Here is a 305-nt window from a genome sequence, read left to right as displayed (position 1 = left end):
CTCGAATCACTCTCTTCCTGTTGCATCGAATTTATTGAATCAGACATTTGCTCCAAGCCGTCCAAACCAAGTATGGCTGACTGATATCACCTATATCAGCACTGGAGAAGGATGGCTTTATCTGGCAGGGATCAAGGATGTGTATACCTGCGAGATTGTTGGCTACGCCATGGGAGAACGAATGACGCAAGCCTTGACTGCGCAGGCGCTCTGGCGTGCAGTGCGCAACAAACGTCCACAACCTGGATTGATTCACCACTCAGACCGGGGTAGCCAATACTGTGCGCTGAGTTATAGAGAATTGA

At 49.5% G+C, this 305-nt stretch carries 1 protein-coding gene; it reads left to right on the top strand.

The annotated features are described in order from the left end of the window. Positions 1–305, top strand: a 305-nt coding sequence (locus ACO0LL_RS30390; RefSeq protein WP_422954547.1) for a DDE-type integrase/transposase/recombinase, incomplete at both ends; no start/stop codon positions are given.

The organism is Undibacterium sp. TC4M20W, assembly GCF_049340245.1.
Taxonomy (GTDB): domain Bacteria; phylum Pseudomonadota; class Gammaproteobacteria; order Burkholderiales; family Burkholderiaceae_D; genus Undibacterium.
Note: the sequence above shows the minus strand (reverse complement) of the source record. Positions and strands in the feature narration are given on the sequence as shown.